Source organism: Variovorax xiamenensis (genome assembly GCF_050916385.1).
In the GTDB taxonomy this organism is placed as follows: domain Bacteria; phylum Pseudomonadota; class Gammaproteobacteria; order Burkholderiales; family Burkholderiaceae_C; genus Variovorax.
Map to the genome: position 1 here is coordinate 3,421,882 of NZ_CP139038.1, position 17,207 is coordinate 3,439,088.

13 protein-coding genes are annotated in these 17,207 nt (G+C 67.4%); 4 read left to right on the forward strand and 9 right to left on the reverse strand.

The window, feature by feature from the left end:
* Nucleotides 1–29: 29 nt before the first annotated feature.
* Nucleotides 30–2,939, forward strand: a complete 2,910-nt coding sequence (locus SFB74_RS15630) for a GH92 family glycosyl hydrolase (protein WP_432731694.1) — start codon at nucleotides 30–32, stop codon at nucleotides 2,937–2,939.
* 13 nt (nucleotides 2,940–2,952) lie between these two features.
* Here the strand turns inward: SFB74_RS15630 and SFB74_RS15635 are convergent, their stop codons facing one another.
* From SFB74_RS15635 to SFB74_RS15645, 3 genes are read right to left on the reverse strand one after another with little or no spacing between them, the layout of a single operon-like run.
* A complete protein-coding gene (locus SFB74_RS15635; RefSeq protein ID WP_432731695.1) occupies nucleotides 2,953–6,039 on the reverse strand; it encodes an efflux RND transporter permease subunit in 3,087 nt (1,028 codons plus the stop codon).
* 10 nt (nucleotides 6,040–6,049) lie between these two features.
* Complete coding sequence (locus SFB74_RS15640; protein WP_432731696.1) at nucleotides 6,050–7,219, reverse strand: efflux RND transporter periplasmic adaptor subunit; 1,170 nt, start codon at nucleotides 7,217–7,219, stop codon at nucleotides 6,050–6,052.
* 40 nt (nucleotides 7,220–7,259) lie between these two features.
* A complete protein-coding gene (locus tag SFB74_RS15645) occupies nucleotides 7,260–8,774 on the reverse strand; it encodes an efflux transporter outer membrane subunit (RefSeq protein WP_432731697.1) in 1,515 nt (504 codons plus the stop codon).
* Between the two features lie 358 nt (nucleotides 8,775–9,132).
* Between SFB74_RS15645 and SFB74_RS15650 the strand changes: the two genes are divergently transcribed.
* A complete protein-coding gene (locus SFB74_RS15650; protein ID WP_432731698.1) occupies nucleotides 9,133–9,693 on the forward strand; it encodes a fasciclin domain-containing protein in 561 nt (186 codons plus the stop codon).
* A gap of 369 nt (nucleotides 9,694–10,062) precedes the next feature.
* Here SFB74_RS15650 and SFB74_RS15655 read toward each other — a convergent pair whose 3' ends face one another.
* Nucleotides 10,063–10,779 (reverse strand): helix-turn-helix domain-containing protein, encoded by a 717-nt coding sequence (locus SFB74_RS15655; protein ID WP_432731699.1) that lies wholly within the window; start codon nucleotides 10,777–10,779, stop codon nucleotides 10,063–10,065.
* Between the two features lie 90 nt (nucleotides 10,780–10,869).
* Here SFB74_RS15655 and SFB74_RS15660 point away from each other — a divergent pair, with 90 nt between their 5' ends.
* Both SFB74_RS15660 and SFB74_RS15665 read left to right on the forward strand, forming a co-directional pair.
* The gene (locus tag SFB74_RS15660) at nucleotides 10,870–11,082 is read left to right on the forward strand and encodes a transcriptional regulator (protein WP_432731700.1); all 213 of its coding nucleotides are present in this window, start codon (nucleotides 10,870–10,872) and stop codon (nucleotides 11,080–11,082) included.
* Nucleotides 11,083–11,089: 7 nt separating this feature from the next.
* Nucleotides 11,090–11,323, forward strand: coding sequence for a hypothetical protein (locus SFB74_RS15665; protein WP_432731701.1), 234 nt, complete (start codon nucleotides 11,090–11,092; stop codon nucleotides 11,321–11,323).
* Here SFB74_RS15665 and SFB74_RS15670 read toward each other — a convergent pair.
* The 5 genes from SFB74_RS15670 to SFB74_RS15690 form a co-directional block, all read right to left on the reverse strand.
* Nucleotides 11,274–11,777 carry a hypothetical protein gene (locus tag SFB74_RS15670; RefSeq protein WP_432731702.1) on the reverse strand — a complete coding sequence of 168 codons (504 nt, stop codon included), beginning with the start codon at nucleotides 11,775–11,777 and terminating at the stop codon, nucleotides 11,274–11,276. The genes SFB74_RS15665 and SFB74_RS15670 overlap by 50 nt on opposite strands.
* A gap of 32 nt (nucleotides 11,778–11,809) precedes the next feature.
* A complete protein-coding gene (locus SFB74_RS15675) occupies nucleotides 11,810–13,789 on the reverse strand; it encodes an ABC-F family ATP-binding cassette domain-containing protein (RefSeq protein ID WP_432731703.1) in 1,980 nt (659 codons plus the stop codon).
* Between the two features lie 166 nt (nucleotides 13,790–13,955).
* A complete protein-coding gene (prmB, locus tag SFB74_RS15680; RefSeq protein WP_432731704.1) occupies nucleotides 13,956–14,837 on the reverse strand; it encodes a 50S ribosomal protein L3 N(5)-glutamine methyltransferase in 882 nt (293 codons plus the stop codon).
* Entirely contained in the window at nucleotides 14,834–16,015 is a 1,182-nt protein-coding gene (gene dapE / locus SFB74_RS15685; RefSeq protein WP_432731705.1) for a succinyl-diaminopimelate desuccinylase, read from the reverse strand. Before dapE ends, prmB begins: the two co-directional genes overlap by 4 nt.
* Before the next feature lie 16 nt (nucleotides 16,016–16,031).
* A complete protein-coding gene (locus SFB74_RS15690) occupies nucleotides 16,032–17,180 on the reverse strand; it encodes a PilT/PilU family type 4a pilus ATPase (RefSeq protein WP_432731706.1) in 1,149 nt (382 codons plus the stop codon).
* Nucleotides 17,181–17,207 lie beyond the last annotated feature (27 nt).

A 17,207-nucleotide genomic window follows, 5' to 3' on the forward strand; every position in this document is an offset into this window, starting at 1 on the left:
GTGGCGGTGGCTCCGGCGGGGGCTTCTCGATGCCGCTGCCTCAGGGCGGTGGAGCGCCGGCCGGCCAGCAGCCGGTCGCGGACGGCGGCACGGGAGCGCCGCCTGTCGGCGACACCACCGGCAACACCGGCACCACCGGTGGCGCCACGGGCACAGTTGCCGAAGCCCGTGCGAAGCAAGACCTCGCGAACTACGTCAACACCTTGCGTGGCTCGCACTCCAACGCCTACATCTACGACGGCTACTCGCGCGGCAACACCTTTCCGGCCACGGCGATGCCCTTCGGCTTCACCATGTGGTCGCCCGTCAATCGCATCGACCCCGATGACCAGAGCTCCGGCTGGAGCAATACCAAGCCCTACGACGGCTACATGGGCAACGACTTCTTCTACACCTTCTTCGAGGACGAGAACGACACCAAGCCGCTGGACCGCATCTTCGCCTTCGCGGCCGTCCACGAGGCCAGCCCGTGGATGGGCAACCGGCAGTCGGTGCAGTTCATGCCGGTCACCAGGACCGATGGCGCGGGCAAGCCGATGCTGGACAAAGCATCGCGCGGTGAGAAGTTCAGCCACCGCAACGAGGTTGCCCACGCGCACTACTACAGCGTGACCTTCGACAGCGGCACCCGCACCGAGATCACGCCCACCGACCACGCCGCGTACTTCCGCTTCACCGCCGGTGCGAACCAGCCTTCGCTGGCCGTGGTGTTCGACGTCTTCAAGGGTGTGTCGGGCTCTCTTGGCGTCGATGCGGCCAACGGCGTGGTGTCGGGCTACACCGACCAGGGCTCGCCGCGCATGTACTTCTACGCGGTGGCCGATGCGCCGGTGAAGGCCTCGGGCGCGGCTTCGTTTCCGACATGGCTGAGCTTCGACACCGCCTCCGCAGGCAGGCAGGCGGTGGGCCTGAAGGTCGGAACCTCCTTCATCAGCGTGGAGCAGGCCAAGGCCAACCTCGCGCAGGAGATCGGCTCCAAGTCCTTCGACGACGTGCTGGCCGCGGTCAAGGACGCCTGGAACGAGAAGCTCAACACCATCCAGGTCGAGGGCGCGACGGAGAACCAGAAGACCATCCTGTACTCCAACATGTACCGGGCCTTCCTGTACCCCAACTCGGCATGGGAGAACGTGAACGGCACGCCCTCGTACCTGAACCCGTACGTGAGCCCGATGACGGTGCGCGCGGGCAAGCTGTGGGTCAACAACGGCTTCTGGGACACCTACCGCACCACCTGGCCGCTGTACACGCTGCTGCTGCCGCAGCAGACCGGCGAGATGCTCGACGGTTTCGTCAACGGCTACAAGGACGGCGGCTGGACCACGCGCTGGGCCAGCCCGGGCTACGCCGACATGATGGTGGGCACCAATTCCGACATCATCCTTGCCGACGCCTACCTGAAGGGCGTGCGCAACTTCGACTTCAACGCCGCCTACGACTCGATGCTGAAGAACGCGTCCGTCTACAGCGCCAGCAGCGACCGCGGCCGCAAGGGCATGGAGAAGACGCCGTTCTACGGCTACTCCACGGTCTACGACGAGTCGGTGTCGTGGTCGCTCGAGGGCTACCTGAACGACTTCGGCGTGAGCCAGATGGCGAAAGCGCTGGGCAAGGCCGACGACGCCGCGTACTTCGCCAACAGCGCGACCGGCTACGCCAACATCTTCGACGGCACCTCGACAGGAGCCTGGGCCGGCGGCTGGTTCCGCCAGAAGAGCACCGGCGGTGCCTTCGGCGGCGGCGCGCCGAACCCCATGGCCTGGTACTACGGCTACACCGAGGGCAACGCCTGGACCTACGCCTTCGCGACGCCGCAGGACGGCCGCGGCCTGGCCAACCTCTACGGAGGGCGCGCCGCACTCAAGGCCAAGCTCGACGCCTTCTTTACGACGAAGCCCGGCCTCGGCTACGACGGCACCGACCCGAACGGATCGCACACCGGCATCAAGCCCGAGATCAAGTCGGCCTACGACGTCGATGCGCTCGCGGGCGTCGGCCAGTACCAGCACTCCAACCAGCCGGTGCACCACACCATCTACATGTACAGCCACGCGGGAAGCCCGTCCTCGGGCCAGAAGTACCTGCGCGACGTGATGGACAAGCTCTACTTCTCCGGCTTCGACAAGGACGGCAACCCGACCGGCGACGGCTACATGGGCGACGAGGACAACGGGGAGATGTCGGCCTGGTATGTGCTCAGTGCCATGGGCTTCTATCCGGCTTCCACCGGGCGGCCCGAGTACACGATCGGCGCGCCTTACTTCCCGAAGATGAGCGTGCTGGTGCGCAACGCGAAGGGCGAAGCACGGGCCATCACCATCACCGCGCCCGGCGTGAGCAGCACCAACCGCTACGTGCAGGGCCTGAAGCTCAACGGCGCGAGCATCACGCGCACCTACCTGGCGCACGCCGAGCTGGTGGAGGGCGTGACGCTGGAGTTCCAGATGGGGCCGAACCCGTCGTCATGGGGCACGGGCGAGGACGACGCGCCTTCGTCGGTCACGCAGGGCACGGGCAAGCCGTCGCCGCTGCAGTCGCTGCTGCCGACTTCCGCCTTCACCACGACTGCAAGCAACGCCACGGGGCTGAAGGACCTGAACGACAGGACTTCGCTCACGGAATGGAGCAGCGGCACTTCAGGCACCGCATGGATCCAGGGCAGCACCGCGACAACGGCGCGCACGGTGGCGATCTACACGCTCACCTCCAGCAACAAGACCGGGCAGGACCCGGCCGGCTGGACTCTGAAGGGGTCGAACGACGGTATCAACTGGACCACGCTCGACAGTCGCCAGGGCGAAGTTTTCGCCTGGCGCCGCCAGGTGCGGCCCTTCGTCGTGAAGACGCCGGGAGCCTATTCGAGCTACCGGCTGGAGATCGCGGGGAGCGGGGCGGTCAGCCTCTCGGAATTCGAGCTGCTGGCCGCGCCGCTGAACTGAAGACCCGGGCCGCTCAGGCCTCGGGTGCCACGCTGCCCGGAAGCGCCGCAGGCTTGGAGGCATCGGTTGCGTCTGTGCCTTCCTCCTTCTGGTGCCGCGCCGCGATGAACAGATACATCGCCGGCACCACGAAGAGCGTGAACAGCGTGCCGATGGACAGTCCGCTGAAGATCACGATGCCCATCGCCTTGCGGCCCGCTGCGCCGGCGCCCGAGGCGATCACCAGCGGCAGCACGCCGAAGACCATGGCGGCGGTCGTCATCAGGATCGGGCGCAGACGCGTGCCGGCGGCTTCCACGATGGCGTCGAGCTTGCTCAGGCCCTGCTTCTGCAGACGGTTGGCCACCTCGACGATCAGGATGCCGTGCTTGCTGATCAGGCCCATCAGCGTCACCAGGCCCACCTGCGTGTAGATGTTCATCGAGGCGAAGCCCCAGAAGATGAAGATCATCGCGCCGAAGAGGGCCAGCGGCACCGACACCAGGATCACCACCGGGTCGCGGAAGCTCTCGAACTGCGCCGCCAGCGCCAGGAAGACGATGATCAGCGCGAAGACGAAGGTGATGGCGAAGTTGCCCGACTCCTGCACGAACTGGCGCGACTGGCCCGAGTAGTCGACCGTGTAGCCACTGGGCGCCAGCTGCTGCACCACGCCGCGCAGGTACTCCAGCGTCTCGCCCTGCGTGCCGCTGGGCACGCCCTGGATGGTCACGGAGTTGAGCTGCTGGAAGTGGTTCACCGTCTCGGGCTGCACGCTGTACTTCAGGCTCGCGACCGTGCTCGCCGGCACCACGCCGTTGGGCGTCTTGATGTAGAAGTTCAGCACGTCCGACGGGTTCAGCCGGTCGACCTGCTGCACCTGCGGGATCACCTTGTAGGAGCGGCCCGAGATGGAGAAGTAGTTGACGTACGCGCCGCCCAGCGCCGCGCCCATCGCGTTGCCCACGTCCTGCTGCGTGATGCCCAGGGTGGCGATCTTGTCGCGGTCGACCACCACGGAGGCCTGCGGCAGGTCGATCTTCAGGTCGGCGTCGATGTAGTAGAACTTCCCGTCGGCGCGCGCCTTGTCCATGATCTGCTGGGCGAGGGCGTTCAGGTTCTCGAAGGGCTCGGTCGTCTTGATGACGAACTGCACCGGCAGGCCCGAGGCACCCGGCAGCGCCGGGAACTGGAAGGCCACCACCTTCGCGCCGGCAATGCCGTTCCAGCGCTTCTGCAGGTCGGTCTGGATGTCGTGCGCGCTGCGCGTGCGCTGGTCCCAGGGCTTGAGCAGCACGCCCGCGATGCCCGCGTTGGTGCTGGGCACGCCGGTCAGCTGGAAGAGCTGCGCGTATTCGGGCGTGTCGTGCGCGATCTTGAAGATCTGGTCTGCATACGTCTGCATCTGGTTGATGGTGGCCGTGGGCGCGCCCACCACCTGCGACAGCACGATGCCCTGGTCTTCCTCGGGGGCGAGCTCCGACTTCGACATCTTGAACATCACGAACAAGAGCGCCACCAGGATCGCGCCCATGACGATCATCACCGGCCAGGTCTTCAGCACGCCGCGCAATATCAGCTGGTAGCGGTGGTGCACGCGCTCGAAGACGTGCTCGATCTTCATCGCGAACTTGCCGCTGTCCTGCTCTGGCTTGAAGAAGCGCGAGCACATCATCGGCGACAGCGTGAGCGCCACGATGCCCGAGACCACCACCGAGCCCGCGAGCGTGAAGGCGAACTCGGTGAAGAGCGAGCCGGTGAGGCCGCCCTGGAAGCCGATGGGCACGTACACCGCCACCAGCACCACCGTCATCGCCAGGATGGGCCCGCCCAGCTCGCGCGCCGCAAGCAGCGAGGCCTGCATGGGCGACTTGCCCTCGCGCATGTGCCGGTCGACGTTCTCCACCACGATGATCGCGTCGTCAACCACGAGGCCGATGGCAAGCACCAGCGCCAGCAGCGTGAGCAGGTTGATCGAGTAGCCCAGCGCCAGCATGATGAAGAAGGTACCGATCAGCGACAGCGGCATTGCGATCACCGGCACCACCACCGCGCGCAGGCTGCCCAGGAAGAGGTAGATCACCACCGTCACGATGACCAGCGCTTCCACCAGCGTCTTGATCACTTCGCTGATCGAGGTGTTGATGAAGTCCGTCGAGTCGTAGACGATCTTTCCGGTCAGGCCCGTGGGCAGTTGCGCCTGGATGTCCGGGAACACGGTGCGCACCTGCTTGGCCACGTCGAGGATGTTGGCCTCGGGCGCGACCTTGATGCCGATGAACACCGAGCGCACGCCGTTGAAGGCGACGTTGAAGTCGTAGTTCTCCGAGCCCAGCGTCACGTTGGCCACGTCCTGCAGCCGCACGATGGCGCCGTTGCTGCTCTTGACCGAAAGCTGCTTGAACTCGTCCACGCTGTGCAGCGAGGTGCCGGCCGTGAGCGGCACGCTCACCATCTGGCCCTTGCTCTGGCCCACGGCCGCGAGGTAGTTGTTGGCCGCCAGCGCCGCGCTCACGTCGGTGGCGGTCACGCCGTAGGCGGCCATCTTCTGCGCGTCGAGCCAGGCCCGCAGCGCGAAGGTGCGCGCGCCGAGGATTTCAGCGGTCTGCACGCCCGGAATGGCGTTGAGCTTGGGCTGCACCACGCGCACCAGGAAGTCGGTCACGTTGTTGTTGGGCAGCGTGTCGCTGTAGAAGCCGATGTACATCGCGTCGGTGGTCTGGCCCGTGGCCACCGTCAGCACCGGTTGCTGCGCCTGCGGCGGCAGCTGGTTGCGCACCGAGTTCACCTGCGTGTTGATCTCGGTCAGCGCGCGGTTGGAGTCGTAGTTCAGCCGCAGCGTGGCGGTGATGGTCGACACGCCCAGGCTGCTGGACGACGACAGGTAGTCGATGCCCTGTGCCTGCGACACGGCGGCCTCCAGCGGCTGCGTGATGAAGCCCGCGACCGTGGCCGCGTCCGCGCCGTAGTAGGCGGTGGTGATGGTGACCACGCCGTTCTCGGTCTTGGGGTACTGGTTGACCGGCAGGCCGGCCAGCGCGCGCAGCCCGAGCACCACGATCAGCAGGCTCACCACCATCGCCAGCACCGGCCGGCGGATGAAGATGTCTGTGAAGTTCATGCGGGCGACCTCACTTTTCCTGCGGCGTCGGCGCCGGGTTGTTGGCGGGCTGGACGCTGTTGTCCACCACCACCGGCGTGCCGTTCTTCAGCTTGTTCTGTCCGCTGCTCACCACCACCTGGCCGGCCGTGAGGCCCTTGACGATGGCGATCTGGTCGCCGCGCGTGGCACCGGTCTCCACGAAGACCTGCTGCGCGACGAGCTGCCTGGTACCCGAGGGATTGGCCGGCTGGGCGGGAGCACCTGCACCCGCTGCACCTTCCTTCGGCGGCTCGGCTTCCTTCACCACGTACACGGTCGAGCCGTACGGGTTGTAGGTGACGGCGGTGGAGGGCAGCGTGAGCTGTTCCTGCACGCCGCCCACGTCGATCTTCACGTTGGCGAACATGCCGGGCAGCAGGATCTGCTTCGGGTTCGAGATGGTGGCCTCGACCTGCACGTTGCGCGTGGCGGCGTCCACCTTCGGGCTGATCGCGTTGATCTTGCCGCTGAAGGCCTGGCCCGGGAAGGTGTCGACCGACAGGTTCACCACCTGGCCCACCGCCAGACCCGCGAGCTGCTGCTGCGGCAGCGCGAAGTCGACGTAGATCGGGTCCAGCGTCTGCAGCGTGACCAGCTTGTCGCCGGCGTTCACGTACTGGCCCGGGTTGAGCGTGGTGATGCCCAGGCGGCCGGAGAAGGGCGCGCGGATCGACTTCTTGGCCACCACGGCGGCCTGCTGCTCGACCTGCGCGCGCTTGGCCTTCAGGTCGTTGGTGTCGGCGTCGATCTGCGCCTGGCTCACGGCCTGCACCGCGAGCTGCGCCTGGTCGCGCTTGAGCACGATGGCGGCCTGCGCGGCGGCGGCCTCGGCCGAGTGCAGCAGGGCGATGTCGGAGTCGGCATTGAGCTCGACCAGCAGCGTGCCGGCCTTCACGTCCTGCCCCGACTTGAAGTGCACCGAGCGCACCAGTCCGGCCACTTCGGTGCTGAGGTCGGCGCCGCGCACCGGGTTCAGCGTGCCGACGGCGGTGAACTGCGACTGCCACTGCAGCTTCTGCACCTCGGCCGTCGACACCGTCTGCGGCGAGGGCTTGGGCACGGCCGCGATCAGCGCGCGGATCTGCATGAACTTGCCGAACGCGAGCACGGCGACCAGCAGCAGTACGCAGCCGATCATGATGATCATTCTTCGGGTCATAAATTGGCTTTTCTTGGAGTTATGAAGTGTTCGGGGCCGCTCAGTTCTGCGGTGCTGCGGCCTGTTGTGCTGGTTGCTGCGCCGGCTGTCCCGGCGCGATGGCCGCGTCGGCCAATGCGCCGCGGTTCCACCAGCCGCCGCCCAGCGCCTGGAAGAGGGCGGCCGTGTCGGCATAGCGCGCGGCCTGTGCCTGCGCCAGCGCGGTGTGCGTCTGCAGCCAGGCCTGTTGCGCGGTGAGCAGCGTCACGTAGCTCACCGCGCCGGCGCGGAACTGCGCGGTCGACAGGTCGAGCGACTGCCTCGCGAGCGACTCGGCCGTGGCCTGGGCCTGCAGCGTCGCGGCGTCGAGTTCGAGCGCGCGCAGCGCGTCGGCCACGTTCTGGAATGCGCCCAGCACGGTGTTGCGGTACTGCGCCGCCGCCGAGTCGTAGGCCGCGACCGCCGCGCGCTGCTGCGCACGCAGCGCGCCGCCGTTGAAGATCGGCTGCGTGAGCCCGGCGCCGATGTTCCACAGCGTGGTCGGTCCGGTGAACAGGTCTCGCGCGCGCAGGGAGGTGTTGCCGTAGCTGGCGCTCAGCTGGACCTGCGGATAGAGATTCGCCGTGGCCACGCCGACCGCCGCGCTGGCCTGGTGCAGCTGGGCTTCACTGGCGCGCACGTCGGGCCGCTGGCGCGCGAGCTCGGAGGGCAGCGACAGCGGCAGCTCCTGCGGCAGAGAGAGGCTGGCGAGGTCGAATTCGGGCAGGCCTTCTTCCGAGGGCAGCCGGCCCGCGAACACCGCGAGCTGGTGGCGCGTCTGCGCGAGCGACTTCTCGAGAGGCGGTATTGCTGCCTGCGTCTGCGCGACCTGCGTGCGCTGCTGCAGCACGATCGACTTCGGGATCGCGCCGGTGTCGAACTGCTTTTCGATCACGCCCAACTGCTCGCGCTGCGCCTGCAGCACCTCGCGCGTGGCCTGCAGTTGCCCGCGCAGCGCGGCTTCGCGGATGGCGGTCGTGACGAGGTTCGATGTGAGCGTGAGGTAGGTCGCTTCGACCTGGTAGCGCTGCGCTTCCACGGCGGCCTGCGCGCCTTCGATCTGCCGGCGCGATCCGCCGAACACGTCGAGGTTGTAGCTGACGTTGACCGATGCGTTGTACAGCGTGAGCAACTGGCCGCCCGGCACCTGCGTGCTGACCTCCGAGGCCCGCTCGCGCTGCGCGCCCAACTGAGCCGTGACCTGCGGCCACAGCAGGTTGCCCGACTTGGCGTCGTAGGTGGCCTCGGCCTGCCGCAGCGCGGCCTGTGCTGACGCCAGCGTGGGGCTTTGGGCGAGCGAGGCGCGGATCAGGCGGTCGAGCGGTTCGGAGCGGAACACCTCCCACCACTGGGCGGGGATGTCGCGGCCGGGCAGCAACTCCTGGGACTGGCCGGCGGCCACCTCGGCCTTCACGGTGCGCGCCGGCATCGGCGCGGGCGTGTAGTCGGCACTGTTGGCAGCGGCCGGCAGGTCGGGCGTCTTGAAGTCCGGTCCGACCGCGCAGCCGCTCAACAGCAGCAGTACGGCGCCGAGCACGGCGCCCTGAACGGGCCACCCCGGCCGCGGGCGCGCAGGCGCAGCGCGCGACGACGAACCGGGGTGATCCTCCAACGCATTGTTTTCTTGATTTGGCATGGGGCAGCGGTTGTACACCCGGAACGCCCGGGCTGCCTGACTTTCCTGAAGTCTCGTGGCCGCCGCCCCACGCGGCGAGGCGGTTGCGACGAAATTGGTATTACACGGCGCGAAACGCATGAACGGGGTGCGAAATGCGCAGGCCTGCGGCACGTCGTCTTTTCTTTCGCCACCGCCGAATCTGTTCCATGAGGGCTCCCGTACTGAGGACAGCCGCCGCCATTTCGCAGCGGTCGTTCATTCAACCAGGAGCATCCACATGCAACGCAAACTTCATCGCATCGCCGCCGTTTCCCTCGCCATCGCACTGTCCGCCGGAGCGGTCTCGGCCCTTGCGGCTTCGGTTATGGTGGGCGGTGCGCCGATGCTGCCGACCAAGGACATCATCGACAACGCAGTCAATTCGAAGGACCACACCACGCTCGTTGCAGCAGTCAAGGCAGCGGGCCTCGTCGACACCCTCAAGGGCCCGGGTCCGTTCACCGTGTTCGCTCCGACCAACGAAGCCTTCGCCGCATTGCCGGCCGGCACCGTCGACACCCTGCTCAAGCCCGAGAGCAAGGACGCCCTGACCGGCGTGCTGACCTACCACGTGGTGGCGGGCAAGCTCGATGCGGCCGCGCTGAAGAAGGAAATCAAGGCCGGCAAGGGCTCGGCCGAACTGAAGACCGTTGCCGGCGGCGTGCTCGTGGCCAAGGAGAAGGGCGGGAAGATCACCGTCACCGACGAAAAGGGCGGCACGGCCACGGTGACGATTCCCAACGTCTACCAGTCGAACGGCGTGATCCACGTGGTCAACAAGGTGCTGCTGCCCAAGTAAGCCGTCAGGGGCGGTGCCCCTTTTAGAAATACCGTGGAACCGGCTTTGCCGGGCCACCGGTATTGCCCCGGGGCGGCGAAGTGGCACGGAGTGCGCGAAGCCTGCGGGGCGAGGCGAGCAACAGGCAAAAAAAAGCCCGCACAAGGCGGGCTTGAAGGTGACCTGCTGGAGGAGGGAGGATCAGAGGATGCAGGCCACAGGGAGAGCCATGAATATCGCCTCTGAACCTGCACGCAACCTGACCTCGCTGAAATCCTGTTCCAGGCTAATTCCTGGCTCATTTTTCTTCTTCCGGCCTTTGCCGATCAATCAAACGTTTGATCGATGAATCGACCAGCCGGTTGGTCGGTCGATCGATCAGGCAATCAATCAGTCTTCGTCTTCCCACTTGCCGACGACGGTGCCCAGCACGGTGAACGGTGTGCGCACCGGCTCGTGATTCGGGTTCAACGGCAGCAGCCAGCGGCGGCCGTCGTCCTGCTTGAACACCTTGAAGGTGACCTCGTCGCTGTCGTCGAGCTTCGCGATGATGCGTTCGCCGTCGTCGGGCTTGCGCAGCGCGGTGTCGACGAACACGATGCAGCCGGGCGGGTAGCTCTTCAGCAGGCCGCTGGCCGAGGTCATGCTGTCTCCGCGCACGCGCAGCGCGTAGCTCTGCAGGCTGTGGTGGGCGATGCAGGGAATCCAGCGCTCGGCGTGCGGCTGCTGCGAGATCTCGTGGCTGTCCCAGTTGGCGGCGTCCGCCCAGGAAATGAGCGGCACGGTGCCGGGCGTGCGCGGGTTGAAGCTGGGAATCGACGGCGGCGTGTGCATCACCCGGTAGGGGCCCGGCGGCTCGTTGGCCCGGTCGCGGGCCTGGCGGATCTGGTCTTCGTCCCAGGGAGCGGGGCCGTCGCCGGTATCGAGCCAGTTCGGATCGGCGCGGTAGGCACGCGCCAGGGCCAGCACGCTCATGGAGCGGGTGACGTCTCCACGTTCGATCTTGGAAATGCTGGATTGCTTGACGCCCGAGACCGCTTCGGCCTGCTTCTGCGTCATCTTGGCGAATTTGCGCGCGGCCAGGGCGCGTTTGGCAATGCTGTCCATCGGATGGGGATTTAAGCCCAAACGAATATTCAACCCAAACTCTAGAATAGTTAAAAAAGGGAGGAAAGCATGAAGCCACGGGAGTTGGTCATGGCGCTGCGGGCCATGGGCCTCACGCAGAAGCAGATCGAACAGAGAACGGGCATTCCGCAGCCGACAGTCAGCAAGATCGGCCTCGGGCGGGTGGCCGATGTGATGTCGCGGCACTACGTCGCGCTGGTCGCAGCTTACGAGCAACGCGTGAAGGAAGAAGCCCTGAAGCCCGGACCGGAGGCCTTTCGCCAGCCGGCAAGAAAACGATGAGCGCGCGGTGCGCCGACCATTGCCGCCGGGCATCCGGCTCGACCGCGCGCTGTGCGTGCTGCTGGCGCTGCTGTCCCTCGCGGGGCTGGTCTTCGGGCTGACTCGGGCGCATCCGGCCATCGCGGGCGGCGGCTGCTTCGGGCTGGTGTGCGCGGCGTGGGCGGCGCAGGTGCTGTTCGACCGCGAGGCGCTCAGGCGCTCGCGTGCGGTTCGGGCGGCGCGAGAGCGAGGGTGGTACTGACGCGCACGCAGTCCTTGATGTGCTGCTCGCCCAGGGCGCGCAGCGCCGCGTAGCCGAGCGCGGCCGACACCATCTGGCCGGCGATGGGCACGTACTTGGTCGCCTGCTTGGCGGTGAGGCGCACGCCGGCGTGCTTCGCGAGCCGGATCAGCAGGTCGCGCGTGACCAGCTTTCCGACCAGCAGCGCACCCACCGTGGTCGCGGCCTTCTGGATGCGCTCGCGCTGGTGCGGCGCGAGCTTCTCGACTTGCGTGACCGAGAGGCCGAATTCCGCGCTGATCTGCGGCACCAGCCGGGAGAGCAGCGCGGCGTCGGCCATCCAGTCGAGGCCGGGCAGGGGAACCGCGCTGGCCGCCGCGGCCATCAGCGCCTTGCGGCTGATGAGGCGGCGGCTGCGGTGAATGGCGGCGATGAGCTTTTCGTCACCCCGGGCCAGTTCGATGGTTGACGGCATCCGGTGACTCCCCTTTTGCTTGGCGTTGCAGTTCAGGCCGCCAGGGCTTCCAGCTGGTCCGAGAGGGCCAGCCAGCGCTCCTCGAGGCGGCCGATTTCGTCGCTGAGCGCCTTCAGCCGCTTGCCGGCCTCGGCGATCTCGGCCGGCGGCAGCGGCTGGGCAAGGCGCGCCTCCAGCTCGGTGCGCTCGGTGCCGGCCTTGGCCAGGCGTTCGTCGATCTGGGCGATCTCGCGCTTGATCGGCTTGGCCTGGTCGCTGCGCTGCTGGCGTTCCTGGGCGTCCTGCTTGCGTTGCTGCGGGGCGGCTGCGGGAGCGGCCGCCGGAGCCGCGGCGGCCTCGGCTTCGCGCACCGCCACCTTGGCCTCCTCGCGCAGGCGCTTGGATTCGTCTAGCAGGTAGCGCTGGTAGTCGTCGAGGTCGCCGTCGAAGTCGCCGACCACGCCGCGGCCCACCAGCCAGAATTCGTCGCACACCGAGCGCAGCAGCGCGCGGTCGTGGCTCACGAGCATCAGCGTGCCTTCGAACTCGTTGAGCGCCACGGCCAGCGCCTCGCGGGTGGCGAGGTCGAGGTGGTTGGTCGGCTCGTCGAGCAGCAGCAGGTTGGGGCGCTGCCACACCATCATCGCGAGCACGAGGCGGGCCTTCTCGCCGCCGCTCATGGTGCCCACGGGCTGCTTGACCATGTCGCCGCTGAAGTTGAAGCTGCCCAGGTAGCCGCGCAGGGCCTGCTCGCCGCTGGGCTCCTTGGCGTTGCCGCCGAGCTCGCGTGCCAGCCGCACCATGTGCTCCAGCGGATTGCTCTCGGGGTGCAGCACGTCGAGTTCCTGCTGCGCGAAGTAGCCGATGTTCAGGCCCTTGCCCTCGGTGACCTGGCCCGCCAGCGCGCCCATCTCGCGCGCGATGGTCTTCACCAGCGTCGACTTGCCCTGGCCATTGGCGCCCAGGATGCCGATGCGCTGCCCCGCCAGCACCGAGCGGTTGACGCCGCGCAGGATGGTCTTGGGCTCATCGTCTTCGACGACGTAGCCGAAGCTCGCGTTGCTGATCGACAGCATCGGGTTCGGGATGTTGCCCGGCTCCTTGAACTCGAAGCTGAAATCAGCCTCGGCCAGCAGCGGCGCCACGCGCTCCATGCGCTCCAGCGCCTTGACCCGGCTCTGCGCCTGCTTGGCCTTGCTGGCCTTGGCCTTGAAGCGGTCGATGAACTTCTGCAGGTGGGCGATCTTGTCCTGCTGCTTGGCGAAGGCCTGCTGCTGCTGCTCCATCTGCAGCGCGCGCATGTCCTCGAACTTGCTGTAGTTGCCGCCGTAGCGCGTGAGCTGGGCGTTGGCGATGTGCAGGGTGACGTCGGTCACGGCATCGAGGAACTCGCGGTCGTGGCTGATGACGATCATGGTGCCCGGGTACTTCTGCAGCCAGGCTTCGAGCCACACCAGCGCGTCCAGGTCCAGGTGGTTGGTGGGTTCGTCGAGCAGCAGCAGGTCGCTCGGGCACATCAGCGCGCGGGCCAGCTGCAGGCGCATGCGCCAGCCGCCCGAGAAGCTGTTGACGGGCGCGTCGAGCTCGTGCGTCTTGAAGCCCAGGCCGAGGATGAGGGCCTGGGCGCGCGGCACGGCGTCGTGCTCGCCGGCGTCGGCCAGGTCGGTGTAGGCGTGGGCCAGCTCCATGCCGATGTCGGCGTCGTCCGGGTTCTCGGCGTAGGCGGCCTCGATGGCGGCCAGCTTCTCGCGCAGCTCGGTCAGGCGGGTGTCGCCGCCCACCACGAAGTCGGTGGCCGAATCCTCGGTTTCGGGCATGTTCTGCGCCACCTGGGCCATGCGCCACTGCTTCGGAATGGAGAAATCGCCGCCGTCTTCGTGCAGCGAGCCGTTGAGCAGGGCGAACAGGGTCGACTTGCCGGCGCCGTTGCGGCCCACCAGCCCGACCTTCTCGCCGGGGTTGAGGGTGACGGTGGCGCCGTCGAGCAGGACCTTGGCGCTGCGGCGAAGAATGACGTTCTTGAGAGTGATCATGAAAGAGGAACCGTAGGGGAGATTATCCCGCCCGGCCCTTCGGGCCCCGGAAAAAGGGGCAAAGGCGCGGGGAATTGCGCAGGAAGGCGCGGGAAATGGCCCGGTGAATGGGGTTTCGCAGCCAATGGCTGCGGGAAAGCGGCTGAAGGGGCTGGGGCGGGCGCAGCTAACGCGCGCCGGCGCCGGCCACCAGGGCGTCGCGCGTCACCAGCAGGACCTGGTCCTCGCCCGCCGAGGTTTCGAGCCAGAAGACTTCGAGCTGCGGGAAGGCCGCCTCGAAGTATTCGCGCTCGTTGCCGATCTCCAGCACCAGCACCGCACGCTCGCTCATTCGCGAGGGCGCATCGGCGAACAGCTGGCGCACGAAATCCATGCCGTCGGTGCCGCCGGCCAGCGCAAGCTCGGGCTCGGCGCGGTATTCGGCGGGCAGGGCGGCCATGCTGGCGCTGTTCACGTAGGGCGGGTTGCACAGCACGAGGTCGTACGGACCGGGCAGGTTCTTCAGCCCATCGGACTCGACCAGCCTGACGCGCGCATCCAGCTCGTGGCGGGTGACGTTGATGGCCGCGACCTCCAGGGCCTCGACCGACAGGTCGGCCGCGTCCACCGTCACTTCCGGGTAGGTGAGCGCCGCCAGCACCGCGAGGCTGCCGTTGCCGGTGCACAGGTCGAGCACGCGCTGCGTGTGTTCGCCCAGCCAGTAGTCGATGGTCCCGTCGGCGATCAGCTCGGCGATGAAGCTGCGCGGCACGATGGCGCGTTCGTCCACGTAGAAGGGCACGCCCTGCAGCCAGGCTTCCTTCGTGAGGTAGGCGGCGGGCTTGCGCGTCGAGATACGTTCGTCGATGAGCGCGGCCACCTTGCCGGCGTCCGCAGGCGAGACGGGCTTGTCGGCCACGCCGTCGAGGTCGTCCAGTGGCAGCTTCAGGCGCCACAAGACCAGCCAGGCGGCCTCGTCGAAGGCGTTGGCGGTGCCATGGCCGAAGGCCACGCCGGCTTCTTCCAGCCGCTTCGCGCCCGACTCGATGAGTTCGATGACGGTGCTCATCCGGCGAGCGCGACGTCCAGCCGCCTGATGGTGCGCAGGTAGAGGTTCTTCAGCGTCTCGATCTCGGCCACGTCGATGTGCTCGTCGATCTTGTGGATGCTGGCGTTCACCGGGCCCAGCTCGACCACCTGCCTGCAGATCTTGGCGATGAAGCGCGCGTCGCTGGTGCCGCCGCTGGTCGACAGCTCGGTCTCGATGCCGGTCTCTTCGCGGATCGCGTCCTGCACGGCAGTGACCAGTTCGCCCGGCGTGGTCAAAAAGGGCAGGCCGCCGATGGTCCAGGCGAGCGTGTAGTCGACCTTGTGCGCGTCGAGCACGGCGTGCACGCGCTGCTGCAGCGACTCGGGCGTGGATTCGGTCGAGAAGCGGAAGTTGAAGTCGATCACCGCGCTGCCCGGAATAACGTTGCTCGCGCCGGTGCCCGAATGGAAATTGCTGATCTGCCAGCTGGTCGGCTGGAAGTACGGGTTGCTCGCCCCGTCCCAGCCGCCGGCGGCGTTGATGGCAACCAGCTCGGCCAGCGCGGGCGCCACCGCGTGCACCGGGTTCTTCGCCAGGTGCGGATAGGCGATGTGGCCCTGCACGCCCTTGACCGTGAGCTTGCCGCTCATGGTGCCGCGGCGGCCGTTCTTGATCATGTCGCCGCAGCGCTCCACCGCGGTGGGCTCGCCGACGATGCAGTAGTCGATGGTTTCGCCGCGCGCGGCCAGCGCATTGCAGACGACCACGGTGCCATCGACGCCGGGGCCCTCCTCATCGCTCGTGAGCAGCAGGGCCAGAGTGAGCTTCGGATCGGGCTGCTCCTGCAGGAAGTCTTCGATGGAGGTGACGAAGGCCGCGACCGAGGTCTTCATGTCGCAGGCGCCGCGGCCGTAGAGCTTGCCGTCGCGGTGCGTGGGCGTGAAAGGGTGGCTGGTCCACTGCTCGACGGGGCCGGTGGGCACCACGTCCGTGTGGCCGGCGAACACCAGCGTCTTCGTGGCGGCCTTGGCGTCCGCGGGACGGCGCACTGCCCACAGGTTGGTCACCCGGAAGTCGGCCGGGCCGCTCTCGATGGTCTCCAGCGTGAAGCCCAGTTTCGCCAGCCGCTCGCCGAGGATCTGCTGGCAGCCCGCGTCGTCGGGGGTGACGGAAGGGCGCGAGATGAGTTGTTCGGCGAGCTGGAGCGTACGGGACATCGGGAAAAGGCTGGGTTCAGAACTTCACGTCTAGCGTGATGTCGGTGAAAGTGGGTTCGTCGACCTGGTCGGTCAGGTTGCGGTCGTCGACCTGCTGCTTGGGCGCCGCGCGGTTCTGCAGGCGCCACATGAGGTTGGTGGGGGAGTCGGCCTGCGACAGGCCTTCTTCGCGGGTCACGCGCTCCTCGGTGATGAGGCGGGCGATGTCTTCCTCGAAGGTCTGCGAGCCTTCGGCCATCGACTTTTCCATGGCCTCCTTCACACCGGAGAAGTCGCCCTTCTCGATCAGTTCGGCCACCAGCGCGGTGTTGAGCATGACCTCGAGCGCCGGCACGCGGGCGCCGGTCGGCGTGCGCAGCAGGCGCTGCGAAACGATGGCGCGCAGCGCGCCGCCCAGGTCGCCCAGCAGGGTGGGGCGCACCTCGACGGGGTAGAAGCTCAGGATGCGGTTCAGCGCGCGGTAGCTGTTGTTGGCGTGCAGCGTGGCCACGCACAGGTGGCCCGACTGCGCATAGGCGATGGCGGCGGACATGGTGTCGCGGTCGCGGATTTCGCCGATCTGGATCACGTCGGGTGCCTGGCGCAGCGCGTTCTTCAGCGCCGTCTGCAGCGAGGTGGTGTCGCTGCCCACGTCGCGCTGGTTCACCACCGACTTCTTGTTGGTGTAGGTGAACTCGATCGGCTCCTCGACCGTGAGAATGTGGCCGCTGGCGTGCTCGTTGCGGTAGTCGAGCATCGAGGCCAGCGTGGTGGTCTTGCCCGCGCCGGTGGCGCCGACCATCAGGATCAGCCCGCGGCGTTCCATGATGAGCGTCTTCAGGATGTCGGGCAGGTTCAGCTCGGCGAAGCTCGGAATGGTGGAGGCGATGTGCCGCACCACCACCGCGTAGGTGCCGCGCTGGCGCATGGCGCTCACGCGGTAGTTGCCGGTGTCTTCGAGGTGCACGGCCATGTTGAGCTCGCCCGTGCTTTCCAGCTCCTGGATGCGCGCGGCGGGCACCACCTCGGACAGCAGCGCCAGCGGCGCCGTGGGCGGCAGCACCTGCGCGTTGACGGGCAGGCAGATGCCGTTGATGCGGATCAGCACCGGCGAGTGGGCCGAGAGATAGATGTCGGATGCCTTGCGCTCGGCCATCAGACGAAGAAGCCGTTCCATCATGTTCATCGGTCTCTCTCCTCGGGTGCTGTTGTT